This is a genomic window from Rhodanobacter sp. MP1X3 (genome assembly GCF_014207165.1).
Classification (GTDB): Bacteria; Pseudomonadota; Gammaproteobacteria; order Xanthomonadales; family Rhodanobacteraceae; genus Rhodanobacter.
Map to the genome: position 1 here is coordinate 57,475 of NZ_JACHCO010000004.1, position 22,388 is coordinate 79,862.

General features: G+C 58.4%; 23 protein-coding genes. 8 read left to right on the forward strand and 15 right to left on the reverse strand.

Annotated features, from left to right (window positions below):
* Nucleotides 1-13 precede the first annotated feature (13 nt).
* From HDE79_RS11745 to HDE79_RS11815, 15 genes are all read right to left on the reverse strand, one after another.
* On the reverse strand, nt 14-1,111 hold the full coding sequence (locus HDE79_RS11745) for a glycosyltransferase family 4 protein (RefSeq protein WP_184602176.1): 1,098 nt from the start codon (nt 1,109-1,111) through the stop codon (nt 14-16).
* Nucleotides 1,108-2,244, reverse strand: coding sequence for a glycosyltransferase family 4 protein (locus HDE79_RS11750; RefSeq protein WP_184602177.1), 1,137 nt, complete (start codon nt 2,242-2,244; stop codon nt 1,108-1,110). Before HDE79_RS11750 ends, HDE79_RS11745 begins: the two co-directional genes overlap by 4 nt.
* Nucleotides 2,245-2,248: 4 nt before the next feature.
* Complete coding sequence (locus tag HDE79_RS11755; protein WP_184602178.1) at nt 2,249-3,763, reverse strand: radical SAM protein; 1,515 nt, start codon at nt 3,761-3,763, stop codon at nt 2,249-2,251.
* Nucleotides 3,760-4,488: a class I SAM-dependent methyltransferase gene (locus HDE79_RS11760; protein ID WP_184602179.1), complete on the reverse strand. Its 729-nt coding sequence runs from the start codon at nt 4,486-4,488 to the stop codon at nt 3,760-3,762. The genes HDE79_RS11755 and HDE79_RS11760 overlap by 4 nt, the downstream gene beginning before the upstream one ends.
* Nucleotides 4,488-5,717, reverse strand: a complete 1,230-nt coding sequence (locus HDE79_RS11765; protein ID WP_184602180.1) for an amidohydrolase family protein — start codon at nt 5,715-5,717, stop codon at nt 4,488-4,490. Before HDE79_RS11765 ends, HDE79_RS11760 begins: the two co-directional genes overlap by 1 nt.
* Before the next feature lie 4 nt (nt 5,718-5,721).
* Nucleotides 5,722-6,567 (reverse strand): class I SAM-dependent methyltransferase, encoded by an 846-nt coding sequence (locus HDE79_RS11770; protein ID WP_184602530.1) that lies wholly within the window; start codon nt 6,565-6,567, stop codon nt 5,722-5,724.
* 254 nt (nt 6,568-6,821) lie between these two features.
* Nucleotides 6,822-7,661 (reverse strand): Wzz/FepE/Etk N-terminal domain-containing protein, encoded by an 840-nt coding sequence (locus HDE79_RS11775; protein ID WP_184602181.1) that lies wholly within the window; start codon nt 7,659-7,661, stop codon nt 6,822-6,824.
* Between the two features lie 9 nt (nt 7,662-7,670).
* A complete protein-coding gene (locus HDE79_RS11780) occupies nt 7,671-8,861 on the reverse strand; it encodes an O-antigen polymerase (RefSeq protein WP_255488394.1) in 1,191 nt (396 codons plus the stop codon).
* Nucleotides 8,858-9,808, reverse strand: a complete 951-nt coding sequence (locus tag HDE79_RS11785) for a glycosyltransferase (protein WP_184602182.1) — start codon at nt 9,806-9,808, stop codon at nt 8,858-8,860. The genes HDE79_RS11780 and HDE79_RS11785 overlap by 4 nt, the downstream gene beginning before the upstream one ends.
* Before the next feature lie 2 nt (nt 9,809-9,810).
* On the reverse strand, nt 9,811-11,061 hold the full coding sequence (locus HDE79_RS11790; RefSeq protein WP_184602183.1) for an O-antigen translocase: 1,251 nt from the start codon (nt 11,059-11,061) through the stop codon (nt 9,811-9,813).
* Nucleotides 11,058-12,170: a DegT/DnrJ/EryC1/StrS family aminotransferase gene (locus HDE79_RS11795; protein WP_184602184.1), complete on the reverse strand. Its 1,113-nt coding sequence runs from the start codon at nt 12,168-12,170 to the stop codon at nt 11,058-11,060. Before HDE79_RS11795 ends, HDE79_RS11790 begins: the two co-directional genes overlap by 4 nt.
* Nucleotides 12,170-13,102, reverse strand: a complete 933-nt coding sequence (locus HDE79_RS11800; protein ID WP_184602531.1) for a GNAT family N-acetyltransferase — start codon at nt 13,100-13,102, stop codon at nt 12,170-12,172. The genes HDE79_RS11795 and HDE79_RS11800 overlap by 1 nt, the downstream gene beginning before the upstream one ends.
* Nucleotides 13,089-14,042 carry a hypothetical protein gene (locus tag HDE79_RS11805; protein ID WP_184602185.1) on the reverse strand — a complete coding sequence of 318 codons (954 nt, stop codon included), beginning with the start codon at nt 14,040-14,042 and terminating at the stop codon, nt 13,089-13,091. The genes HDE79_RS11800 and HDE79_RS11805 overlap by 14 nt, the downstream gene beginning before the upstream one ends.
* 7 nt (nt 14,043-14,049) lie before the next feature.
* Nucleotides 14,050-14,715, reverse strand: a complete 666-nt coding sequence (locus HDE79_RS11810; RefSeq protein WP_184602186.1) for an acetyltransferase — start codon at nt 14,713-14,715, stop codon at nt 14,050-14,052.
* On the reverse strand, nt 14,700-15,137 hold the full coding sequence (locus HDE79_RS11815) for an FdtA/QdtA family cupin domain-containing protein (RefSeq protein WP_184602187.1): 438 nt from the start codon (nt 15,135-15,137) through the stop codon (nt 14,700-14,702). Before HDE79_RS11815 ends, HDE79_RS11810 begins: the two co-directional genes overlap by 16 nt.
* A 501-nt stretch (nt 15,138-15,638) precedes the next feature.
* Here HDE79_RS11815 and HDE79_RS11820 point away from each other — a divergent pair.
* From HDE79_RS11820 to HDE79_RS11855, 8 genes are all read left to right on the forward strand, one after another.
* Nucleotides 15,639-16,148 (forward strand): cytochrome b/b6 domain-containing protein, encoded by a 510-nt coding sequence (locus tag HDE79_RS11820; protein WP_184602532.1) that lies wholly within the window; start codon nt 15,639-15,641, stop codon nt 16,146-16,148.
* 99 nt (nt 16,149-16,247) lie between these two features.
* On the forward strand, nt 16,248-17,573 hold the full coding sequence (locus HDE79_RS11825) for a cytochrome C (protein ID WP_255488411.1): 1,326 nt from the start codon (nt 16,248-16,250) through the stop codon (nt 17,571-17,573).
* Nucleotides 17,574-17,608: 35 nt separating this feature from the next.
* On the forward strand, nt 17,609-17,980 hold the full coding sequence (locus tag HDE79_RS11830; RefSeq protein WP_221437496.1) for a c-type cytochrome: 372 nt from the start codon (nt 17,609-17,611) through the stop codon (nt 17,978-17,980).
* Between the two features lie 272 nt (nt 17,981-18,252).
* A complete protein-coding gene (locus tag HDE79_RS11835; RefSeq protein WP_221440141.1) occupies nt 18,253-18,984 on the forward strand; it encodes a hypothetical protein in 732 nt (243 codons plus the stop codon).
* A gap of 78 nt (nt 18,985-19,062) precedes the next feature.
* Complete coding sequence (locus HDE79_RS11840) at nt 19,063-19,647, forward strand: sigma-70 family RNA polymerase sigma factor (protein ID WP_184602190.1); 585 nt, start codon at nt 19,063-19,065, stop codon at nt 19,645-19,647.
* Complete coding sequence (locus tag HDE79_RS11845; RefSeq protein ID WP_184602191.1) at nt 19,644-20,279, forward strand: zf-HC2 domain-containing protein; 636 nt, start codon at nt 19,644-19,646, stop codon at nt 20,277-20,279. The genes HDE79_RS11840 and HDE79_RS11845 overlap by 4 nt, the downstream gene beginning before the upstream one ends.
* Nucleotides 20,276-21,577: a S8 family serine peptidase gene (locus HDE79_RS11850; protein WP_184602192.1), complete on the forward strand. Its 1,302-nt coding sequence runs from the start codon at nt 20,276-20,278 to the stop codon at nt 21,575-21,577. Before HDE79_RS11845 ends, HDE79_RS11850 begins: the two co-directional genes overlap by 4 nt.
* 75 nt (nt 21,578-21,652) lie before the next feature.
* Nucleotides 21,653-22,345: a C-type cytochrome biogenesis protein gene (locus tag HDE79_RS11855; protein ID WP_184602193.1), complete on the forward strand. Its 693-nt coding sequence runs from the start codon at nt 21,653-21,655 to the stop codon at nt 22,343-22,345.
* Nucleotides 22,346-22,388: the final 43 nt, after the last annotated feature.

Consider the following 22,388-nt stretch of genomic DNA (forward strand, 5'->3'; position numbering starts at 1 on the left):
CCGGCTGCCATAGTCAAGTCAGCATCTGCCGGTACAGAATCTCGAACGCTCGAGCGGTGTGATCTGCATCGATGACGATCGCCCGACGTTGCGCGGCATGAGCCAAGCGCAGTCGTAGTTCTTCATCGGCAAGCACTCGGCAGATCGCGTTCGCCAGGCCGACATGATCGCCAACCGGCACGGCCAAGGCGGCAGACGGCGACCACTCTGCAATATGTCCAACCGCAGTACCTACAGTCGGCACGCCTGCCACAGCCGCTTCGAGCAAGACCAGCGGCCCGGCTTCATGCAGCGACGACATCACAAGCAGGTCAGCCTCCTCCATGATCGGACGCAGCGCCCGCTGCGTTTTGAAGCCAAGGAAGCGCACGTACCGTTCCAGGCCGAGTTGTTCGGCCAGCGCATATGCCCTGCCCTGCAGCGTGTCTACGCCGACGATGTCCATCTGGAACTCTACCTTCGCGTCGACGAGGATCCCCAGCGCCCGCAGGAGCGTGGACTGGTCCTTGACAGCGTTGAGGCTGGCCACATGAACCAGCCGAGCCATCCCAGTGTTGCGCCTGCGCGGGGCGAGTGGAGGCCAGATCTCGAGATCGACGCCGAGTGGAATGCGCTTCGCCTGCAGTCCTAGCGCATTGAGCGATTCAATGATTGGCGCACTGGCTGCCGAAATGGCATGCGCAGCGCGCAGCACGACCGCCTCACGCAGTCGTCCTTTCCAGTTCAGTCTTCCGCCGTAGCTGATCTCGTGCAGCGCAACGAGTTCACCACCGGCAATGTGCACCAGACTTGGCACCCGCATCAGAGTTGCCGCAGCAACCGCGACCTCGCTACAGGAACCCGAAAAGATGGCATGGACCACATCGAATGGTGCAGACCGATGCTCGTCCCAGATCGCTGCGATCGCGCGTACACGAGTCCAGCCGTCGCCGATGTTATGGATGCGGGCGCCGGCAAATTCCCAGCAATCCGCGACGGTTTCCTGTCGCAAGACGAAGACATGCACTTCGTGTAGCAGAGCAAGTCGCTTGATCAGGGCCAGAAACACCGGGATCACGCGGAATTCGCCGGTACGATCGACGCCACCGGGAACCACGATCGCGAGCTTCACCGTATCCTCCGCGCATGGTTTTCGATGACTTGCGCATACACGCCAGCCCAGCGCCGACCCACGGCGGTGAACGACAGCTCAGCGTCGAAATGCGCGCGCACCTGTTGCCGTGTCGGCGGGGTTTTCGCTGCGGTGACCAGCGCCTCGGCCAATCGACCGGCGTCGCCGCGAGGCCACAGCGCTCCGATAGAACCCTCGCCAGTCAGTATGCGAAATGACGGTATTTCGGTAACCACCGGGGCCACGCCACAAGCCAGCGCTTCCAGCAGCGCGTATCCGCAGCTCTCCCTGTGGCTGCCCGAGACGAACAGATCCGCGGCCTGCATCAATTGCTCAATGCGTGCATGCGGGACGCATCCCAGAAGATGTACGCGCCCGGCAAGCCATGGGTCGCGCTCTATACGCGTTTGAACCTCGGCAAGCAGAGGCGCATTTCCGAAGGCACACCACAATTGCAACCCGGGCAAGCTGGGCATGGCTTTGGCTATGCCGTCCAGCACGACCAGTGGGTCCTTGCCGGCGTTCAAATGCCCTACCCACAATACGCAGGGGTTGCCGTGAAGCCCGGTCTCCGCGCGGGCGATGGCGTTGCTGCCCATGACAAAGCCTGTGCTGGATTCGGGAACCGTGAACAGCTGCGCCTGCGGCGCGAACATGCCTATGCTGGTGAAAGGTAGCGCGAGCTCCGGTGCGGTAAAGACGATGCCCGCGGCGGCCATATACCAGCGCCGCCACTGCATCCGTCGCCACCAAGGCGGCGGTCGGTCGGCATGGTCCTGGATGATGATCGGCAACTCGGGCAGGCATTGCGCAATGGCAAATGCATCTTCGGCATACCGCAGACCATGCACATGCAAAATGTCCGCCTGTATTGAATCAAGCAGACTGGCGAAAGAACGGCCACGATGGGTTGCTGCCAGCTTTCCACTGACATCGATGAAGTGATAATCGATGCCGTTACGCGTGATTTTCTCCGCATACGGCGCCGCCTGGATCACCGAAATCCGCGCTCCGGAACAGAGGGCCACTTCAGCGATATCGGCCATGGAAGGCCATTTTTCAAAGATTTCCCCGGGTGCGAGGCCATCCGGAACGAGCTGAAAATTGATCTGTGCAACATGCAATGCCGGCATGGATCTAGAGGCCAGATACCTGCGGCATGCGCAGGCGTACGAGTCGGTTAGCCAGATTCAGTTCCCACGGTCGGTCGTACCTGCGCTGACGATAGCGCCAACTGGCCATCGCACTGAGGCTGCGTTTGGTCCATGGCGGCGACCGCAAGTCCTGCACTGTCGGGAAGCGACAGCGCAGCACCGTCACAAAGTCGAGGATGCGCCGACGCAGCTTGTCGGTAAGCCAGGGCGCGTCGGCGTGGCAAGCGTAGTCGACCCACCGCGGCTCCATCCACTCTTCGGGCGTTTTCGGAAAAACCACCGGTTCACCGTTGAGGTCGAGCAGTGCCATCCCGGGCCGCTTGTTGCGATCCTTTTCGTGCTTGCTGCTTTCCGGCAGCGGCGTGTAGATGTAGACGATGATCTCCGACTCCGGATTGATCCGCTTGAGATCGCGGATGAACTCGAAGGTCAACTCGGTTTCTTCTTCCGTGTTCTCAGGCGGCGCAACCATGAAGGACATCTCGGGAATGACGCCGTTGCGTCGACACAGTTCAGCCACTTCCAGTGTCTGGTCGGGCCGCGTGCCCTTGCGGATTTCCTTGAGCATCTGGCCGCTCGGCGATTCCGCGCCGATGTACGCCATTTGCAGCCGACTCTTGCGCACCAGTTTCCACGTACTCTCCGACAGGCCCAGTAGCGCATCCGAGCGCGCATAACACCACCATGGCATCTCGAGTTTCGCCATCACTTCCAGCAGCGGGATCATGTCCTGTTCGCGGTCGAAGAAATTGTGGTCGAAGAACTGGACGGAATCGGCGCCAAGCTCGTATTTGAGATAGCGCAGGTCGCGCTCGAGCCGCGCGACGGCGGGTAGCACCGTCGTACCACCAAACATCGCCGCGACGCCGCAGAAGGTGCAGCGAAAGCGACAGCCGATGGCCGCCTGGTGAGCCACGGTACGGCGACCGAGAAAGGTACGCGCCAGATAGCGCCGCGGGTCACCGAGCTTGTCGTAGGGCAACACCAGCCCGCTGTCGCCGAGCGTGAAACGGCGATTCGGGTTATGTACGACCGCGCCGTCGTGTTTCCACGACAGGCTTCCAATCTTCGCCAGATCCGGTACTGCCGGGCCAGTCAACGCGGCGATCAGCTCGGGCAAGCTTTCCTCGGCCTGGCCGCGGATCGCGTAATCGACGTACGGCGCCACCAGCGCCGTGTCCGTGTAGAGCGTCGGGAAATAGCCGCCCCAGATGATCGGTATCGCCGGATAGCGCTCGCGTATCGCTTTGGACACCTTGATGGATGGTGCAATCTGCGGGCCACCCATCACGCTGATGCCCACGGCATCGAACGCGTTCTGTTCCATCGCGTGCATGGTTGCGCCGATGACGTCGCGGTCGACGTTGCCATCGATAATCGTGCTATTGCCGCTTTGATCCAATGCTGCCGCGAGATGCAGAAGCGATAACGGAAACCGCGCACTCGATCGCGAAGTGATGGTCGGATTGATCAGCAATGTTTGAGGCAGGCGTGTCATGGGCATCGATCGGTAACCAAGGAAAATCCGGGCACGCGCCGCAGCTGAAACACCAGTGCGACGGGAACCTCGAGCGCGACAGGATCAAAGTGCGCACCGACAGGGATGTCGGCTGGATCGAGCATCGGTTCCAGCACGCGCTCGACATCAAGCCCCAGCGCTGCACAGGCAGCATGCCAATGGCTGTAGAGGTACTGCGTATGTCGCACGGCGTAGTGCCGACCGGCGGATTTGAAATCGCGCAGCCAGCCAAGCGCATGACCGATTGGGTGTACGTCGCTGCACAGCACCCTGCCACCCGGCCGGGTCACCCGGCGCAGCTCGGCCAGCGCCGGCTCCAGACTTTCAAGATGTCCAATGACCAGGCTGCAGACCGTTAGGTCTACTGAGGCGTCCGGCACCGGTAGGGCATCCAGACTGCCCAGCATCAGCTCGACCTTGGCGCCATGCTGAAATCCACCCAGCTCTGTGCGGGCGCGATCCAGCATCGCTGGCGAAAGATCCACGCCACTCACCCGCGCCGCGCCGCGTCGCAGCGCATGCAGCATGTAGCGTCCACTGCCACAGCCAGCGTCGAGCATGGCAAGTTCTCCGAGCTCCGTCGGCATCAACCCGAGCATGGCGCGCTCTTCCGCCTGCATGACCGGATTGTGCGCGTGCGCCGGATAGCTGGGCGCCCATAAGGCGTATGCCTCTGCGGGTTCAAGGATCGGGAGGCGTGACATCAGCTGCACTGAACTTCGATGGCAAGATCATGCTTCCGCTCGCTTCGATCAGGGATCAGTTCGAGCCCAGGTTCAAGCGCGACCAGTGCCGGTTCGGCAAGCGACCGGGCCATCAGCTTGGGTCTACCGTCCAACATCACTGGCACGGGGTCCATGCCGGTGATCGCAAACCACTCGGCAAAATCCGGATCGGCGATCCAGGGAATGCCGTCCCGAACCACGGCGCGAATGTGGCTGCGTTGAATGCCCACCAGACTCTGCTCCTCGCCGCCGCGATCCTCGACAATCACCAGGTCCGCTCGTGAGCCCGGCGCAAGGCTGCCGCGCAAAGGCAGACGCAAGATGCGGGCAGCCTGCGTCGTGACCAGTTCCAGCAACTGCTTGTGGCTGAGCTCGCCACGAGTCGCGATACCGTGCATTTCTTCGAGCAGATCGCGCGCTCCGCTAAGCCGCGAGTCGGTGCCCAGCGCAAGGCGGCCGGCTTCACACAGACGCCTCGGATCAAGCGATTGCCCGAGCAAGGCGCGGTTGCTGGCGGCACACCAGACCACTGCGGCACCGGCGGCAATCACGCGATCGACATCTTGCTCGCGCAGGCCCACGCCATGAACCAGTACGCTGTTCGCCGCCAGACATCCCATGTGGTCCAGCTTTGCCAGTTCCGCCTGGGCGGTGACGTCGGTACCCTCGGCCAAATGAATCATCCAGGGGCGCTCCGCTGGCGTGGCGGCAAAGCTCTGCCGAACCGGCGGGCCATACTCCGGCCAGCCCAAGGCATAGCTCCAGCCGTAATCGCGCAGCAGCGCGACCGGAAAATCCGATGCATCGAACGCTGGGTGCCACGGATCGTGATGTGCCACGCAGGTGGTGCCGGCGAGCAAGTTCTTCAGTGCGCCGTGCCGCATCCGCAAAGCCTTTGGCACGCTTAGCGCGGTACTAACCACAGGCTCCTCGAAGTGCGCTTGAAACGCGTTGATCCAGGCGTAGCTGTTGGGGAATGGCGCGCCTGCATCCAACGGCGGCACGGCATTGATATGCAGATGATCGTGCGCATTGATCAGGCCGGGAAAGATCAGGTGCTCTCGGAGATCAAATCGATAGGCCCGCGCAGCCAGCGACGAACCGATCCGCCCTGCCCTGATCGGCAGCGGCACGCGAGTGATGCCGTCTGGCGCCATCGTGATGGCACGGCACAGCGTGACATCCATCGCGGCTTGGAGAAGTTCCATGAACTCAGGGCCGCCGCATCACGATCAGGAAATGGTCGCCCATGTCACGAAGTAGCGGCAGCGCGCCCCAGCGATCGTCCAACCGTCCCAGACGGTCGCACCAGTGGCGACGGCGTCGGTAGTAGTCCACCAGATACGGCGGCGGCATGAACAAGCTCAGTCCGCGATAACTCTCCAACGAAAAGTGCTCGGCGAACGCGCTGTAGAACTCGCGCGGGAAATAGTAATAAGTCCAGATCGTACGGCGATTCATTCCCACCGCCGTCGCACCGCGCGCAGCCCGTACAGCCGCCCGCTTGAAGCGACCCCGCAAGGCATAGTGCCCCAGCTCCCAGGGACAGAGTCGACCCATCACTGAAAAAACCAATCGACCGCCGGGTCGGAGCAGGCGCGCACATTCGGCCGCGACCGCGCCGAGATCCGGCGCGCAATTCAGCGGCCCAAAATTCGAATAGATGACGTCGAACGTGTCTTCGAGTTTATCGAGCTGCTGGATGCCAAGGTGTGCCGCGGTGACACGCGACGCCATGCCCGCCTCCGCGGCACGGGCCCGCGTGCGCTCGACCATCTGCGGCGACCAATCGGTGGCAACGACCTCATGGCCCCGTTTTGCGAATTCGAGCGCATCGATGCCAGTGCCACAACCCAGGTCGAGCAATCGAGATTCGGGCTGCAGCTCACTGTACACGGTGTCCCACATGGCGAGCCGCATGCGCTGAATCAGTTCGTTATTACCTCGTGGACCGTCATAGTCGGCGGCTACGCTATCAAAAGCCTGCTGTGTCTCGAGTAGCTGTGCCTCATCTAGAGGTGTACCCGTTCCTTGCCTGCGAACGCTCCAGGCAGACATCTCTTTCTGACTAGCTTCAACCTGCTGCCCACTCATATCGATCTCCGCTGCACCGAAACGCAGCACTTAAATTCGCCGAGACTTTCGCTGCAAAGCGCGGACCGGCCTCCGCGCTGGTAACGACATTTCCGTCAGCTCATGTCGGTGAGTGCCTGAAATGGCCAATTTGGTTGAGTGGAGTGCCGAATGAATATCCGAGCTCATTCATCAAAGATGACTCGACCGCCATACCCGCCGCGGCGGATGGATGCGAACTACATCTGCTTCCGGCGCCTCACTGCATTTCTCGCTATGGCTGCAAACGCACCCAGACAGGCGCCCAACACGAGGCCGATACCCCACATCAAGGTGATGTTCGGGAACACCTGGTTATCGGTTACATAGACAGGCCACATCATCGATGTTTCATAGGTATACGTCGTACTGAGGCGAGCGATGAGATCGTCCCTTGCCTGTCGCAAGTCTCGAATTTCTTCGTCCTTTTTGGCCAAAAGTACACTTGCTAAAGAACCTGAATTGCTTTCGCTTTTCGTACCATCCTTGTCTTTTGAAGTCGCGGCTTGCACCAACCGGTCCCGATCGGCAACGGCACTCGCCAGATCGGCCTGAGCTTGATCAAGACGTGCGCGAGCCAGCGCGAGCGGCACCGCTTCAATCTGCCGGTGGACTGCCCGCAGCTGAGTGACCGTTGCCTCAGCAAATTGGCGAGCCTGTTGCGGCGATTTCCCACGAACGGTTAACCGGACCAGAGGACCTTCATAAGGCAACGGCTCCATTTTTAGACTCGCGCGAAAGAGCTGTGCCTCGGGCGTAGTCGGTGAATAGCCAATGCTTTTCATGATGTCGTTTTCGAACGGCACCAATTGCAGACGCTCGATAACCCGCAGCAACGGTTCAACCTTTGGATCTTGACCCGTCAAGACTTGCCCCACCTGCCCGATCTGTATCCAGGCGGTTGCTTGCCACTGGGGTTTCACGACATGCGTAAACGTGAATGTACAGGCAAGGACAAAAACCAACCCGCCCACAAACCATCGCCGCTCGCGGACGAAAATTCGATACATGTCGATCAGATAAATCTCATCTCGTTGCATAATTTTGACTCATTGGGAAAGTGGCGAAAACATGTCTCTATCGGTGATCGCGTTCACATCGGCATGACCGTCGGATACCCGATTCCGCGCTGTTCGGTCAGGCAGCCATGACGCCAGAACCTGCATCAAAAGGCACAAGCCAATAAAGCCAACGTTCGTCCAGGTGAATGCCTGCGGTGCAAAAGGCGACATCACGCATACATAGGAAACGCGCAAGAAAATCAGCAGGGAAAACAGCGAGACTGTTGGAAAGAGACGCCGCGCGCTCCAAAGCAGCAATGCGTACAACGCGAACATCGAAAACATCGCGCCGAAAGGGCCAAACGCCAGCAGGAATGGAAAGAACTCCGATCCCACATTGATAGTCGATGCATCCAGAGGGATGTCTGTGCCTGCCGTTGCGACGGAGCCACTCATGGGGACCACTTGATTGATAAGAAAGCTCGCGTTCGAGTAATGCTTGGCCAACATCGCGCTGAAGTTATACGGGCCGGCGCTGATATAAAGCAGCAGCCACTTGACGCCCGCCGGAGCAGCGCGATATATGGCGCTGAAAGGCAACGTAATAGCATCCAATGATCCTGACCGCAGCGCACCCAAGATCGAGAAAACACTGCCGCCCAAAAGGGCGAGAAAGCCAATCGCCTTCCACGGCAACGGTTTTGCGTCGTCTCTTCGCAAGACGAGAACGAGGGCGAACGAAAACAAGGTGGCGAAGATTCTGTTCCTGTCGATCACCAGCACCGGAAATACAAAACTAATGGCGATGAGAGTGTTGCGAAGCCATTTGCTTTTAACGCAGAGAAGCCCGATCGGAGCAAGCGTCCAGCACATGTCCGAGATGTGCCGGACGTGCTCGCGGCCATTTTCCATCGCGGCATAAGCGGCAGGATTGTCGAGCAACGGAATGGGGAAAAACGAGATATCGAGTAGGCAGAACAAAACGACCAGAGCCGCAAAAATCAGCGCGACGAACGATTCGCGCGTACCGGCATAGTGGCGCGAACGAAATTGTGCACTAGAGGGAAGCCACGCTCCGGCGAGTACATCGAACAACATGACGGCCAATGACACTGAAGCCAGCAGCAGGACGCCTTCCAGATAACCGACTGGCAGATCGTACGTGAGCAGCGCAAACCCACAGGATAGAAGAATGGGAAACCCAAGATAGGTCGAAGGGCGGCGCAGGAAGCGTTTCATACTTCCTCCAGACCATGATGGCTTACCGAGGGAAACCTGACCTTGGAGGCAACCAGCAGCAACAGATAAACCATCATGTGAAACAGCAAGGGCCAAAGCCGTCTCTCACAGTACGAGACCTTGGCACCGATGTAATGGGACTGCGCCCTGAGCAAGGTCTTGTAAGGTTCCTCGAACAAGCTTTCCAAACGTATCGCTACTTGGCGCGATTCGGCGAGATGCATGACGCGGGTTGCTACGTTTCTGGTCTTACTCAGATTGGCTTCGTGAAGGCGATAGGCGCAGACACTGACATCGATGAAGCCAAGCGCGTCGCGCGCCGCCAGACGCAGGAAGAAATCCCAATCATCAATACGCAAACCCTCAGTCCAGCGATTGACGGTTTCGAGTGCGTTCGATCTGATCAAGGCGACGGGACCGCCGATGGCCCACTGGCTGATCACCGCGCGGCGTATTCCTTCGTCGGAGCGATAAAGACGTTTGTTGGCACCGTGCAAATCACACATGCCACTGGCGTATATCTTGTTTCCGTAAGGATCGACGACGACCGAATCACCAATCACCGCGCCTTTGCACGGATGCGACAGCAGATAGCGGACTTGGGCATCGAGACCACCGGGCAGCAGATAGTCATCGCTGGCACCCAACCGTAGAAATTCTCCGTTCGCACGTGCCGCCAATTCGTTCAAGGTTGCCGCGACGCCCTTGTTCTCACGGCGTACGTACTCGATCGGAAGCGCCATGCAATGCTTCGCCACCCAATCGTCAATTCGTTCGGCGGTTTTGTCGGTCGAGCCGTCATCGATGATGATGAGCTCCTTGGATGGATAAGGGTCTTCCAGCACACTATCGAGACAGCGTTGTACGAAACGCTCATGGTTGAAGGCCGGTATCAGCACAGAAACCAGCGGCATCGCTGCCGTGTTCAGCGATACATCATCGGCCATCATCACAGCGCCCTCAGGTAACGTTGTGCGACCAGCACATTGAACGCGAGATAGAAAAGGTAGTTCACCAGGAATGCGTACATGGCGCCGATGAGGCCGAAGTGCATGGTGAACAGATAGACCAGCGCCAGATAGCTGGCAGCAAACACGCACTCGGATATCACGAACAACCGTGTCATGGCCTTGGCCAGCATCATGTAGGAAAGAATGAAGGAGGCGATCTTGATCACGTCGCCCAACAATTGCGGGCCGTACAGCGCGTTGGCAGATGCAAAGCTCTCACTGAACAACAAACGTGTCACCATGCCCCTGAAGAGATAAACCGCTGCTGCCAGAACAACGACGACTGGCAATATGTACCGGTAGGCATTGCGCAGCTCGTGTATCAACGAAGCACGCTCATGGGTCGATGCAAGCTTGGGCAAGTAATAGATGTTGATGGCTGTGGTAAGGAACAGCAGATAGGCATCCGACACCTTGCTCACTGCTTGCCAGTAGCCGACCCGCTCCCAGCCGAACTGGAGAGCGAGGTGATCGCGAACCGCGATATTGATCAAGGGAGGCAGCAGCGCAGAGGTGATTGTCATCACCGAAAACGTCGCGAGCCGCATGGTCATTTCACGGTCGAAATGCATTCGCAGCAGGCGTCGGCGGAAGTACGAACTTCGCCACCATGCAGGCAAACCGAAGGCGAGCCACAAGACCTGGCTTACGACAAGAGCCAACAAGGCACCGTACAGATGAAGCCAGCGGGACAGCCAGACCATCATCACCGTGCCGACCAGCGATCCCAGCACCTGGATAAAAGCCAGCCGGCGTACATCCATGAAGCCGTTGATCACAGCGAGAATGTAGTTAACGAGCGCAATGCCAAGCTGAGCCACGGCGAGTACGCGAATCAGGCCTTCGTAACCCGGGTCGCCCAGAAGCCAGAGAGCGATCTGCCGGCTGAATAGCAGAGCCACACATCCCATGAGGCTGGATGCACAGAGTGCGTACCAAAGCGCTGCGGAAAGGAGGCGCGACAGTCGTTGCGGATCACTGCGGTATTCGGCAACGTACTTGACGATGGCCGCACTTATTCCGCCACCGGCAAGCACGGCCAGCAACGACATGAGACTCATGAACTGACCCAGTTTGCCTACGCCTTCGGGACCGGCAAACGATGCCACCAGTTTGATGGCGACCAGACCCGCCAACAGCCGCGCCGCGGTACCGATGGCTGTATAGAAACCGCTACGTACGATGTTCACGCGTGACACTCGAACCTTCGACAAGCCTCGATGACGCGATCCGCGGCGTCATCGCTTAGCGTCGGCCCCATCGGGAGACTCAGTATTTCGTCATGCAATTGCTCGGTCAGCGGCAAATGGATTTCGCGCAGGCAGGCATAGGCCGGTTGCCGATGCGGCGGTATCGGGTAATGCACCTGGCTCTGAATGCCGTGCGCCTGCAGATGATGCTTCAGAGCGTCACGGTAAGGGCAACGAACCACGAAGAGATGCCATGCGTGCTGTTCTTCCCGCGCCACGGCCGGCAACTCGATGTGCGAATGAAGAATGCCCTCTCGGTAGCGATACGCCACGCGGCGGCGCCATGCAATGTCCGCATCGAGATACCTGAGCTTCACGCGCAGCAGAGCGGCCTGCATCTCATCCAGGCGTGAATTGAGACCCTGGAAAAGATGGTGATACTTCACGTCGGAACCGTAATTGCGCAGCGCTGCGATCCTTTTGGCCAGCAGGGCGTTGTCCGTTACCACGGCGCCGCCATCACCGAGCGCACCAAGGTTCTTGGTAGGGAAAAAGCTGAAAGCGGCGGCGTCTCCAAATGCGCCGGCTTTGCGCCCCACGCTCATCGCTCCATGCGCCTGGGCCGCATCTTCGATCAATAGCAGTTTGTACCGACGCGCTAGTGCGGCCAACGCAGGCATGTCGGCCAGCTGGCCGTACAAATGGACGGCCATGATCGCGCGCGTGCGTGGCCCGATGGCAGCTTCCACGCAAACCGGGTCCATGTTGAAACTCGCCGGATCGGGCTCGACGGGAACCGCGACGAGCCGGTTCTCGGTAATAGCCAGAAAGCTGGCAATGAATGTATTGCCAGGCACGATGACTTCGTCGCCCTCTTCGAGAGCGCCTAGCTCTTTATAGCCGCGCAAGATCAGCGAAAGGGCATCTAGCCCATTACCCACGCCCACGGCATGCCGTACGCCGCAATAGGCGGCAAACTCCCGTTCAAAGCCATCAAGTTCATCGCCTAGCACATACCAGCCCGAATCGATGACCCGCGCAGCCGCCGCTTTTAGCTCATCGGCATATCGTGCATTGCCTTCCCTGACATTGAGGAATGGAACGTCCATCAAAGCACCCATTCGTAAAAATCGTGCACGACGGCACGGGCGCCAAAGTATTCCTTTTGCGCGATCAGGCCACCGTTGAGCACTCGCCCTTCCTGTTCGCTCGATATGCCGAACGTGAAATAAAGTTTCTCGGCGTAAGTGCTGCCGATAAGTTCCGCCAGCAGAAGACTGAGCGCGTCCAGTTGTCGCCCTTTCTCCGAAACTGCCATGTACTGGGTATGCACTACCCTGCCGAAATCATAAACAAGGACGCCCGCCAGCAAGTCATCCCCAATGTGAGCTTCATGAAGCACGATTTGTTGCGGAAAGCGGTCTCTCAGCAAGCGCAACTCCGATAAGTTGTGAGTCGGTTGCACGTCGTGCTTGCGCAACACCTCCGACAGCAATGCGTGAAAAGCAGTCAGGTCTGCCCCCACTTGCAATCGGATGCCAGCCTTTCTCGCTTTGTCGACCGAATGCCTTCGGCCCTGCGTAAAGTGAAAGCTTTCCCGTAACGAAATGACCGAGGAGATGTCTCGGCGCTTCAGGCGCGCTCCCAGTCGATGCAAGGCATACAGATCCTCCTCGGCCGGGTAGGCATGAAACACATGTGGCACAGCTTTGTAGATGACCTGTTCTACGCCTAGCGTTCGATAGTGGTTACCCATCTGCTCAAACACGGCCAGCGTCGACTCGGCGCGCAGCGCATGGGTTGTTATCAGTCCGGCATAGGTCAGTCCGCCGTGACTGGTCACCTCGTTGTCCTGGATATTCGCGGGAAAAACCGCCACGGCTTCGCCATTCCGCTCGACCATCAGCGATTGGTCAACAAAACGATCGGCGTGATAATCCATGTAGCTGCGACGATGCAGAAAATTACCGTTCCTGGAACGCTCGACCAACGCATCCCAAGCGTTCGCATCGGCCTGGGCGTAGGCTCTAACCGTGAACATCTGCAACACCATCGACGAGGGCATTGCTGACCTCGGCCACGCCGAATCCATCCACGCCCATGTCGTTGCCGTTGTAGAACATCAGCAGTTTGTCGCGCTGGCGGATCAGAGCCGGATAGCAAATAACCTGCGAATCCCATCCGCTGGCGGACAGCGTCATGCCCAACGTCTCATCATGGCGTTCCCAGCGGATGCCGTCATCGCTATACGCAAGGCCAGGGAAATATTCGCCATTGGCATTGCCTCGCGTGAAATACATGACATACCTGCCGCCGAGTCGATATACGCGCGGCCGACCGATTCGATATTCGCTGCCACGTGGAATCAGACAGACATGATCCTCGCGGGGTATTGCCCGGAGATCGTCCGTCTCTACGTAGCGTATGTGGTAACGCGGGAAGGACTGATCACCGATGGTTTCCCAGTCATCGCCAACGGCATACCAGATGCGCCAACGACCGTTTTCGCGCATGACCGAATGCACCGCGCCAATGGTGCTTCGACCATGCGCACGATCTAGGATGGGTGTTTCCCACGCGCGTGAGAAATGATCTCCGCCGTCGCTGGAAACGGCCAGCCCGGTAAATGCCAGGAACTTGGCTTTGGCAACGCGCTGAAAGCCGACGTAGAACATGTGCAGACCGCCGGGCGCGTCAACGATGTCGCCCAGGATCACCCCGTTATCATCGAAACATCCGCCTCGGCCGATGTTCAGCACCGGCTCGGCACTAACGCGCACGATGACTGCAGGGTTGTCTCCCCGTACGTCGACGTAGCCGATACGGCTGACGCCGTCGATATCGCGAAATCCCGCGTAGACACGTATGAGGTCGTCATCGACACGATACGGCGTCGGCGTAAGCGCCGAGCTATGCATCCAGCCACCCACGCCATGTCGCGCGGTTTCGAACACCAGCCCTTTCTTGGTCCACTCGAACATCGGCCTTTCAAAGCCTCACATCGAGGCTGGACTTGTCGGGCACCGCACGGGCGGGCGACCCGACATAGACCCGGCCGGGTTCCGTATCGCGAGTAACCAATGCGCCAGCACCGATCACATTGTCGGCCGCCACTATCACGTGGTCATTGAAGGTCGCGTTCACGCCGACAAAGCTGTTCTCGCCAATCTCGCAATACCCTGAAATAACCGCGTGCGATGCAACGAATACGTTATCGCGTACAACCGTGCGATGCCCCACGTGATTGCCGCTCCAGAGAATGCAATTGTTTCCTATGCGAACGAAGGGTTGGATGACGTTGCCTTCGAAGATAAAGCTGTTTTCGCCCAGCTCGGCATTGCGCCATACAAAAGCCCGCGTACTGACGTACGTGGCAAACCGGTAGCCCTTGCGTTTCGCATCCTGGTAAAAGCGTGTGCGCAGACGATTGAGCTGGCTGGCTGGAATCGCGACAAACACGTCAACATCCGTTGGCGGGTAATACGTTTCCAATGTGTCGTAGGCCACCACCGGGCGATTCGCCAGCAACGGTTGCGCGAGATGATCGCGTTCGACGCTGAAAGCGACTACGTCATAGTTGCTATCGTGCTCGAAATATTCGCAGGCGATCTGTGCGAACTCACCCGCGCCAATGAGTACTAGCGGCTTTGACATGCAACCACGGCCTCCCCGTATAAAGAGCCACTGAGTTCGCTCAGAAAATCCGCGTAGTCGGTGATGTAATCGGCTGGGTCATAGAGATGGTCCGCCAGCACCATCAATACGCAGTCATCGCTGAAGTCGTAAAGCTCACGCCACACCATGCAGCCAAGCAGCAGACCTTGCGATGGATCGTCAAGCACCACTTCCACCGGTTTGGTGCCGTCATCCAAAAGAAACGTTACGGAGCCACGCACCGCCACCGCCAGCTGATTGAGATGACGGTGTGCATGCTTGCCTCGATGCACATCGCTCTCGGTAGCAAATATGTAATACACGCGCCGTATTTCGAATGGCACGTTTCGATCCTGTTCCAAAGCGATAAGCATGCCGCGGCTGTCGCCATGCTTCTGCAACTGGATCCGTTCGATTTCCATGTTTAGGCCACGCTGTAAATGCTTAGAGGACGACCACGTGCGTGGGTGCCGCTCCACTGACGAAAGGTTGCTTCGACATTTGCGAGCGCTAAAGCATTTAATTGTTTTGAGAATGGCCCGACCTGTGTCGGCGGGAGTGAGCGACTCGCCTCAGCACCCGGCTGGTCGCTTCAGAATTTTTCAAGCCATACCGCGACAGAGACCGCACCGAATCCGCTGACTACGCCATGCAACCTTTCAGCGTCCTGCAGGCACTCACTCGCACTAGACCCCGTTCAGATCGCTCGTGAGTCTTGGCGTCAGCTGCCAAAGCAGGTCATGGGGTTGCATGGGATAGGCAAGATGACAGCGACGCGCGAAGGCATCACGGATATGCAATTGGAGAAAGAGACTCTGCCAAAAGGGAGTAGCGATATGGCATTCGTTCCTCTCGTGGAAGGCAGGTTGAATAGCCCGCCCGATCAGCTTGCCGAAGAAACCGTACTCTCGCGCCCCAGGAAGATGGTGATCCTGCACTGGCTGACCGTATTTTGCCTGATTGCGGCGGTGACATTTATATTGACCCGTGACCAAGTGGACGGACGCGCGGCGCGACAGTGGCTGCTCGAGGGACATCGCCATTTCGGTTTGTTCGTGCTTGTTCTTTTCTTCGTCCGCCTGGTGCTTCGCATCCGGCTGGGCAAACTGCCGCATGACGGCAACCTGTCATGGATTGTTCGTGGCCTGGCGGGACTGACGCATGTCGCCCTGTACGTATTGCTGCTCGCCCTGCCCATGCTTGGTTGGGCTCTGAGCAATGCCCAAGACAAACCGGTCCACCTGTTTGGAGCCACCTTACCGGCGCTTGTGAGCGCTGACGAAGATCTCGCCGACACATTGCAGGCATGGCATTTGGACGCTGCATGGGTATTGCTCGGCCTGGTTTCGTTGCACGTCGCTGCAGCGCTTTGGCACCACTTCGTCCTGCGCGATGGGGTGCTCCGCATGATGCTGCCCAAGCGCCGTCGCTGATCTGCGCATGACCCCTCATTCACCGTTGCACCCTAACGAAACCAAGGAGACTTCATGCTGTCTTTTTTGAACCGACGCGCGAGGCGACGGCCCGGGAAGATGCTCCTTTGGTGCGGGATTGCAGCGCTGCTGCTTGCCAGTACCACGGCACAAGCTATTCCGGCATTCGCACGACAAACCGGAGCCGCCTGTGCAGATTGTCACGCTGGTGCCTATGGAGCCGGTGCCAATGGACCCAACCTGACGCCATATGGCATGCGCTTCAAGCTCAACGGATACACCGATACCGATGGCCAAGGTTTCAAGATTCCAGTATCCGGCCAGTTAACGGAAACGCACACTGCGCCGGCCCGTGGTCCGAGCAGCACGGATCTTACCGAAGCCGATCTCTACCTGGCGGGGCGCATTTCCGACCAAGTCGGTGGTTATGCCAAGATCGAAGCCGATCACGTCGGCCACGACACCTACAACACCAAACTGAGCAATGTCGATCTGCGTTTCGTGGCCAAGGAGCTCAAGCTCAACGGTAAGGATTTCACGCTTGGCGTGAGCGTCAACAACAACCCGGGCTTTGATGATCCCATCGCTGTCCTGCCGGCTGCCACAAGTCTTGGGCCGCCCGGCGGCCAGGGACCGACCGGCACATTGCTCAACCTGTCCAGCGCCAATGCGCCGGCTGATCGTCTTATTGGCGCGAGCGTTTACGGCCTGTACGACTCCGATTGGTACGGCGAAATCGGCACGTACCGATCGCTACCCACCTCCGAACAGGATCATCTCGGCTACAACATCGCCGGCGATCCAGGCAGGCTAAGCGATACGGGCTATTTCCGCTTCGCTTATATGAAAGACCTCAAGCGTCAGTTCTTCTCGGCAGGCATGGTGGGACTGACGACCCGACGGCAACTGCCTCGTACGGGACCCACAGACAACCTTACCGATCTGGGCTATGACCTGAGCTACCAGTTCCTGGGTAACAGGGAAAACATCGTCCAGGTTTCATACGTCAATATCCTTGAGAAGCGCAAATACGGCAGCACGCCCGTCAGTCCGATTGTTCCAGGCCTCACCGCCTTGTCCCGCGGCGCACTGCATGACGAGACATTGAGCGTCACGTATACCTTCAAGCAGACCTATGGCGTGCAACTTGCGCACCTGGAGAGCAACGGAACACGCGACGCCGTCCGTTTCGCGCCTCTCGGAAACCCGGATACCACCGCCAATCTTCTCAGCATTTTCTGGGCACCATTTGGCAAGGACAACTCATTTACGTCCATAGCGAATATGAAGATCGCGGCGACATGGTTCCGCTTCACACGATTCAACGGTGCGACGAACAACATCTTTGGGGTGCCGTTGGGTAACCCAACAACCAAACCGGGCGACCTCAATGCGTTTTCGGTTTCCGCGAGCGTGGCGTTCTAAAACATGCAAAGGAGTCAAAAGTGACGAAGCTACCATTGGGGCTATGTGCCGCCACGCTTGTCTTCGGCTGGTTGCTGGCGTCCCCTTCTGCACGAGCCGGCGATACCTCCGCAGGGTCAGACGTCTTCAAGACGGAGTGCTCCGAATGTCACAGCGTCAAGCAAGGGCGAAACAAGAAAGGCCCCAGCCTGTTTGGCATCGTGGGACGTCCCGCAGGTACGCTGCCGGATTTCAGCTATTCGGATGCCCTACGGCAAGCCCATTGGCTCTGGACGGCGGAAAAGCTGCACAGCTATTTATCCCAACCGGCGAAGCAGGCCAATCCCGGCACAAAAATGAAATACGATGGACTTAACGACCCAAAGCAGCTCGAGGATCTCATTTCCTATCTGGGCACCGTGCACTGATGACATTCCCCAAACTTGGTAGACCTATAGGTCCGACAGGCCTTTCGTCGGGTCGCTTTGCCACAAACTATCGCGGCGCCTGCTCATTCAAATGATGAAGTGATCTTGCACAACAGTCCCCTGGTCAGCATTCATGGGGTGCCTATCGCCGTGGCCTGTCCGCCGTCACGACGCCGCTTTTGTGCGCCTGAATGATGCAGGTGTCTTGCCCCTTTCCTGCGAAAGTTACTTTGCGCCGATGGGGTCGCCAGTTCAGGCGTATCTACCTTGGCATGCGTGAGGTTTCTCCTGCCCGCATCGGTGCTGGTTGCATTTCATTGGCCATCGCGACGGCTCTTTGTGCACCGCTTCATGCTCAGTCATCCGGCATCAATGGCGCGGTGGGGCTCAGTTCGCAACTGGTTGATCGCGGTATCGCGATCACGCCCGCCACGCCCACCCTGCAGGGGGCTGTATCCTGGATCTCTCCAGCGGGTTGGTCATTTGGCCTTTTGGGAAGTACTGAAGTGCGCTCGCCAGGACACCTGGTAGAGGCCTCCGCCCAAGCGTCCCGCTACTGGTCGCTTTCCAGCGACTGGCAAATGCAGGCGAGCATCCTTTACTACAGCTACCCCGGCAACGCCCGCTCAAGAGTGTTTGACCGAACGGAAACGAGCGTCAATTGGATATACCGAGACATTCTGACCTTTGGTCTTTCAGCCATACACCTCATCGGTGCCAGTGACCAGCCACGAGGGGCCGCCGATCTCGATCTCCACTGGCCTTTACCGTGGCATTTTTCCCTTTCCGCGGGGGCAGGTGTCGCGCAGTCCCTTATCGCGCCACATAGCCCCTATGGCTACAGCCATACAAGCGTCTACCGCTATGGGCACGCGGGGCTCGCATGGGATGATGGCCCATGGCGCATAGAACTCGACCGTATCACGACGGATTCAGGGCTGCGACAGCAGTGGGGCAGTCCGACCATTTCGCCCTGGGTCGCTACGATTTCGCGATCCTTTTGATTCAAAAGCAACCTTTTTGCGTCGAGACTGCACCTACGCAGCAGAATCTACCGCAATCGGATGAGCTCTCCCGAAGCCATGAACGACGCCGACATTAACACTGACGCAATAGACCGGTCGCTGCTCCAACGCATGGCGACGGGTGATCGTGCTGCGCTGGCGACGCTATACCACAGTTACCACGGCAGGTTATGCCGCTTCCTGTCCCGGCTGACAAGGCGTGCCGATGTCATCGATGAAGTCATCAACGATTGCTTTTGGATTGCCTGGCAGAAAGCCGCTGAATTCCGTGGCGACTCACGTGTTTCGACATGGATCATGGGCATTGCCTATCGCTGTGGTCTGAAGGCCTTGCGGCAGCGCGGCGACGAACCTGTCGCGGACGACACTCTGCCTGAAGAACACACTCCCTCAACAGATCCAGAGGAAGATCGCGAATTGCGGGATTGGCTGGGCAAGGGATTGGATCGTCTATCGGCCGACCAACGCGTCGTGATCGAGCTGGTCTACGGCGTGGGTCATAGCCTGGACGATGTTGCCGTCATCATGCAGTGCCCCGTGGGTACGGTGAAAGCACGTCTGTTCCATGCACGGGTCAAGCTACGCAATGTTCTTCCAGCTTTGGCTGGCAGTCCACCCATATACAAGGAGGGCGTGCGATGACGTTCCCGATGAATTCTGGCCAGGACTGTCTCCGTGCCTGGGAGGCGATGCCGTCGGTACTGCAGCACGGTGCCAGCCACGAGCAAAGCGAATGGTTGAACGAGCATATGGCGCACTGCGATGCGTGCCGAGCGGAATACGTTCAGCAAGGTCATTTGCAGCGCGCCATGTCGTTGCCGTCGGATATTTCCGTCGATGCGAGCGCCGGATTGAAGCGCTTGATGGGTCGCATCGATGCACCTGATCTTGAGGAGGTCCCCTTTCGTTCCCGATCAGCAAATTGGTTGAGCAGGGCACTGGTCGCCGTGGTGCTGATCCAGGCCTTGGGTATCGGTGCGCTGAGTTTGAAATCCTGGTCGACTAGTGGCACCCCGCTTTACCGCACGCTCAGCCAGGAGGCCGTATCCACGCCACCGGACGCGCTCCGTGTTGTGCCTGATGCAACCATGACGCTAGCCGATTGGAATGCGTTGCTTCGTGCGCTCCAATTACAGGTGGTCGGCGGCCCGAACGACGTTGGTGCATACACTGTTGCACCGACAAGCCCTGCTTCAGCGGCGCAGCATACATTGCAGCGACTACGCGCCACGAAAGGCATCCGCTTGGCAGAGCCCGTCACCGTCAAGCCATGAAATACGCTGCACTCATGCTTGTCGTTATGGGAATGGTTTTGAACGGCTGCGCGCAAACACGTTCTGCTGCGCCTGCGGACAAGCTCGCAAAACCCGGCCAGACATCCGCTGCCAGCGTGGCTGCCATGGACAGCCAGCGCGATATCGTACTGGCGGTGGCCAACCCGCTTGAGCCACTCACCACACACGCCGGCTCCAACCTTCTGGCCTATGGGCCGCCAAGGTACGGCGCCGGTCAACGCGCCGCATCCAATGTCGCTGCCTTGAAGCAGAGTTACGGATTGCATGAGGTCACGGGCTGGCCCATCAAAGCGCTCAACGTGTACTGCGTCGTAGTGGAGCCGCCACCAGGCATGACCAGGGATGTATTACTCAAGGCTCTCGTCAAGGACGAGCGCGTGCAACTCGCGCAGCCGCTTCAGGATTATTCCGTTTACGCGGAGAAGTCGCCGGACACGCATCACTACAACGATCCCTACGTCAATCTCCAACGCGGTTTCGTGGAAACCGATGCGGCCCTCGCGCATAACCTCAGTCAAGGTAATGGGGTTCATATCGCGATCGTCGATACTGGCGTTGACTTGACGCATCTGGATCTTCAGGGAAGGGTTCACGATATACACAACATGGTCGATGACGATGCGTCGGCGTTCAACCAGGATCACCATGGCACGGAAGTCGCGGGCGTTATCAGCGCCGATGGAGACAATCACCAAGGTATTGTGGGCATGGCGCCCAAGGCCGTACTCAGCATTTACAAGGCGTGCTGGTATCCGCCCGTTCCGAATGCCGGCGCGCGCTGCAACTCCTTCACACTCGCCAAGGCTTTGGCGGCGATCATGGATACGGATGTCCGCATTATCAATATGAGCTTGGGCGGCCCCGCGGATCCGCTGCTTAACAAGCTGCTTGTCCAGTTGCTGACCCAACACCGCATCGTAGTGACGGCAATGCCGCCAGATGGAACCGTCAACGGATTCCCCGACAACGCACCAGGAGTCATCGTCGTTCGTGAAAGTGGTACATCGACAGCACCCCCCGGCGTTTTGAGTGCTCCCGGAAAAGACATTCTGACTACCCAGCCTGGTGGTGGGTATGACTTCACTTCCGGATCATCCATGGCTGCCGCGCATGTGAGCGGTATCGCTGCTTTGTTGCTGTCGCTCTCGCCAAAACTGGATGCACGGACGGTCCATGATCTTTTATTACAAAGCAGCAAGGTCTCCAACGGGACGCTTCAAGTGAACGCGGCATCGGCGGTATCGGCACTGCGCGGTACAGGGCAAGCCACCCCTTGAGTTGGACAAACTGGTCATGTATCGATGCTTGGAGTCGGTGAACGACGACCACCGAACCATTGAAGGGGATGAGTGGTGAATGTTGCTTTCTATCTTGCAACGGCGGCAATGATTACCTTTGCGCTGTTGTTGATAGTCCGACCACTGATACGAGAAGGTCTCCGCACAAAACAGTCCCTGGGTTTGTTTGTTATCGCGTCGGCTGTCACGGTCTTGTTGCCGGGAATTGCGATCTATCTATATACCTTGCTGGGAACACCTGCCGCACTTGATGACCAGGTCGTTCACGGCGCGCATGTCCGTTCCAATGCCCTGCCGGCAGCCGACGTATTGAATTCGCGTGTCCAGCAGACACAACAAAATATCCAGAAGTGGATGCAAATGGCGCATACCTATGACACGCAGAAACGCGCGAATGAAGCCCGTGGCGCTTACGAACAGGTACTGAAGATTGATACCAACAATACCGCGGCGATGGTCGGTTGGGTCGAGGCAGACATGGCTCAGCATGCCGACTACGCTATCGGCGCGTACGCTCGTCAGCTGCTCGAACAAGTCATTGCGTTGGAACCAGATAATCAACGCGCGCTATGGCTAGTCGGGATAAGTGATTTCCAGCAAAGAGACTATGCGGAGGCTTCTTCAACCTGGCGGCATCTGCAACGGCTGCTGGATTCTAGTTCCGCTTTAGCACCGTCAGTTGCGCAACAAATCACGATTGCCGACGCGAAAGCAAAGACACCCCCTGCCGAGACACGTCTGCAATAACGCAGCATATCTACGGCGACATCCATCCTGCCGAACCTTTCGC

Coding starts and splice junctions, on each gene's coding strand:
- HDE79_RS11810 (WP_184602186.1), bottom strand. CDS start 14,715: ATGTCAAAGCCGCTAGTACTCATTGGCGCGGGTGAGTTCGCACAGATC.
- HDE79_RS11750 (WP_184602177.1), bottom strand. CDS start 2,244: ATGCCGGCATTGCATGTTGCACAGATCAATTTTCAGCTCGTTCCGGAT.
- HDE79_RS11825 (WP_255488411.1), top strand. CDS start 16,248: ATGCTCCTTTGGTGCGGGATTGCAGCGCTGCTGCTTGCCAGTACCACG.
- HDE79_RS11815 (WP_184602187.1), bottom strand. CDS start 15,137: ATGGAAATCGAACGGATCCAGTTGCAGAAGCATGGCGACAGCCGCGGC.
- HDE79_RS11800 (WP_184602531.1), bottom strand. CDS start 13,102: ATGTTCACGGTTAGAGCCTACGCCCAGGCCGATGCGAACGCTTGGGAT.
- HDE79_RS11805 (WP_184602185.1), bottom strand. CDS start 14,042: ATGTTCGAGTGGACCAAGAAAGGGCTGGTGTTCGAAACCGCGCGACAT.
- HDE79_RS11785 (WP_184602182.1), bottom strand. CDS start 9,808: ATGGCCGATGATGTATCGCTGAACACGGCAGCGATGCCGCTGGTTTCT.
- HDE79_RS11775 (WP_184602181.1), bottom strand. CDS start 7,661: ATGCAACGAGATGAGATTTATCTGATCGACATGTATCGAATTTTCGTC.
- HDE79_RS11760 (WP_184602179.1), bottom strand. CDS start 4,488: ATGTCACGCCTCCCGATCCTTGAACCCGCAGAGGCATACGCCTTATGG.
- HDE79_RS11755 (WP_184602178.1), bottom strand. CDS start 3,763: ATGACACGCCTGCCTCAAACATTGCTGATCAATCCGACCATCACTTCG.
- HDE79_RS11845 (WP_184602191.1), top strand. CDS start 19,644: ATGACGTTCCCGATGAATTCTGGCCAGGACTGTCTCCGTGCCTGGGAG.
- HDE79_RS11840 (WP_184602190.1), top strand. CDS start 19,063: ATGAACGACGCCGACATTAACACTGACGCAATAGACCGGTCGCTGCTC.
- HDE79_RS11795 (WP_184602184.1), bottom strand. CDS start 12,170: ATGGACGTTCCATTCCTCAATGTCAGGGAAGGCAATGCACGATATGCC.
- HDE79_RS11835 (WP_221440141.1), top strand. CDS start 18,253: ATGCGTGAGGTTTCTCCTGCCCGCATCGGTGCTGGTTGCATTTCATTG.
- HDE79_RS11780 (WP_255488394.1), bottom strand. CDS start 8,861: ATGAAACGCTTCCTGCGCCGCCCTTCGACCTATCTTGGGTTTCCCATT.
- HDE79_RS11820 (WP_184602532.1), top strand. CDS start 15,639: ATGGTGATCCTGCACTGGCTGACCGTATTTTGCCTGATTGCGGCGGTG.
- HDE79_RS11765 (WP_184602180.1), bottom strand. CDS start 5,717: ATGGAACTTCTCCAAGCCGCGATGGATGTCACGCTGTGCCGTGCCATC.
- HDE79_RS11770 (WP_184602530.1), bottom strand. CDS start 6,567: ATGTCTGCCTGGAGCGTTCGCAGGCAAGGAACGGGTACACCTCTAGAT.
- HDE79_RS11850 (WP_184602192.1), top strand. CDS start 20,276: ATGAAATACGCTGCACTCATGCTTGTCGTTATGGGAATGGTTTTGAAC.